This window comes from Ideonella sp. B508-1, from assembly GCF_000333615.1.
GTDB lineage: Bacteria > Pseudomonadota > Gammaproteobacteria > Burkholderiales > Burkholderiaceae_C > Ideonella.
Genome location: NZ_BADL01000491.1, coordinates 1 through 1,804 on the forward strand (window position 1 = coordinate 1; position 1,804 = coordinate 1,804).

3 protein-coding genes are annotated in these 1,804 nt (G+C 65.6%); all 3 read right to left on the minus strand.

Annotation, left to right across the window (positions count from 1 at the left end; genetic code table 11):
• Window positions 1-658, minus strand: a 658-nt coding sequence (locus tag I73_RS19400) for an ATP phosphoribosyltransferase regulatory subunit (protein ID WP_022982138.1), incomplete at its 3' end; no start/stop codon positions are given.
• Window positions 659-731: 73 nt separating this feature from the next.
• A complete protein-coding gene (locus I73_RS19405; protein WP_022982139.1) occupies window positions 732-926 on the minus strand; it encodes a DUF2065 domain-containing protein in 195 nt (64 codons plus the stop codon).
• 29 nt (window positions 927-955) lie between these two features.
• Window positions 956-1,795 carry a protease modulator HflC gene (gene hflC / locus I73_RS29220; protein ID WP_051049293.1) on the minus strand — a complete coding sequence of 280 codons (840 nt, stop codon included), beginning with the start codon at window positions 1,793-1,795 and terminating at the stop codon, window positions 956-958.
• Window positions 1,796-1,804 lie beyond the last annotated feature (9 nt).

Here is a 1,804-nt window from a genome sequence, read left to right on the forward strand (position 1 = left end):
CGCCATAGAGATCCAGCAGGGCCACCAGCCCTTCGCGGGTCTCGGCCGGGCAGCGCGCGGCCATGGCGCGCACGGTGCTGCCGTCCTTGGCGGTCAGGGCAGCCACCAGCTCCGTCAGCGCTTCGGTGTCCAACAGGGCCCCCGCCAGCACGGAGCGGACGATGCGAGCGTCCCCCAGGTCGATGGTCAGTTGGGGCACGCCGGCCGCCTGCAGGCCATCCAGGGCCAGCTCCTGCACCTCCAGCTCGGCTTCCAAGCCGGCGTGGCCGAAGATCTCGGCGCCGAACTGCAGCTGTTCACGGGTGGAATAAAGACCGGACGGACGGGTGTGCAGCACGGGTCCGCAGTAGCACAGCCGAGTGACGCCTTCGCGGTTGAGCAGGTGGGCGTCGATGCGCGCCGCCTGAGGTGTGGTGTCGGCCCGCAGGCCCAGCGTGCGACCACTGAGCTGGTCCACCAGCTTGAACGTCTTGAGGTTGAGCTCCCGGCCCGTCCCCGACAGCAGGGACTCCAGGTGTTCGAGCAGCGGCGGCATCACCAGCTCGAAACCGTAACCACGCGCCAGATCCAGCCACTGGCGGCGCAGTTCCTCGATGCGCCTGGCCTCGGCGGGCAGGACATCGGCAATGTGCTCTGGCAACAGCCAAGCAGAGGACATGAAATGGCACCGGGGTTAAAAGCAGCATTGTACAGACCCTGGCTGCCGATGGCAGCCCGGCCCGGTCAGTGCCTCACCCGGCCGGCCCCCAAAGCCACAACACCAGCCACCCCAGGCAGAGGCTGGCACAACCCAGGAATCGAATCTGCCCGTCGCTGAGTTCGGCCGCCCGAAGGAAGACCGCCCGCCACTGCCGCGGACTGAGGAAGGGCAGCAGCCCTTCCATCACCAGCATCAGGCCCAGCGCGGCCCAGAACAGATCCCCCATGGCGATTCGTCACCGGGCGGAAAGCCGACTCACTTGCGCGGAGCCGGGCCCGCCGCCGCGCCGCTGCCGCGCATGGCCTTGAAGAAGTCGGAACTCGGGTCCACCACCATCACGTCGCTCTTGCTGTGGAAGGTGCTGCGGTAGGCCTCCAGGCTGCGGTAGAACTGGGCGAACTGGGCATCCTTGCCGAACGCCTCGCCATACAGCGCCGAGGCCTGGGCATCGCCCTCGCCCTTGATCTTCTGGGCATCGCGGTAAGCCTCGGCGATGATCACCTCGCGCTGGCGGTCAGCGTCGGCGCGGATCTTTTCCCCTTCGGCCTGGCCTTGCGAACGCAGTTCGTTGGCCACCTGTTTGCGCTCGGATTCCATGCGGCGGTAGACCGAATCGGTGATGTTGGCGACGAAATCCACGCGTTTGATGCGCACATCGAGGATCTCGATACCGAACGAGGCTGCCTCATCAGCCAGGCGCTTCTTCACATCGGTCATGACCTTCTCACGCTCGGTGGCCAGCACGCCACCGACCGTGCGCTTGGTCACCTCTTCATTGAAGGCCGCTTGCACCACCGGGCTGAGCCGGTTCTCCAGCACCCGGATGTCGGTGCCGTTGTTGCGGATGAACTGACGGGGCTCACGGATGCGCCACTTGACCAGCCAATCGATGATCAGGCTCTTCTTCTCGGCGGTGAAGATAGGGCGGCTTTCCGGGCTGTCCAGCGTCTGGATGCGACGGTCCAGGAACACCACGTTCTGGAACAGGGGCAGCTTGAACTTCAGCCCAGGTTCGGTGATGACCTCCTTGATCTCACCCAGCATGTAGACCACCGCCACCTTGCGTTGATCCACCACGAACATAGTGCGAGGCAGCCACCATCA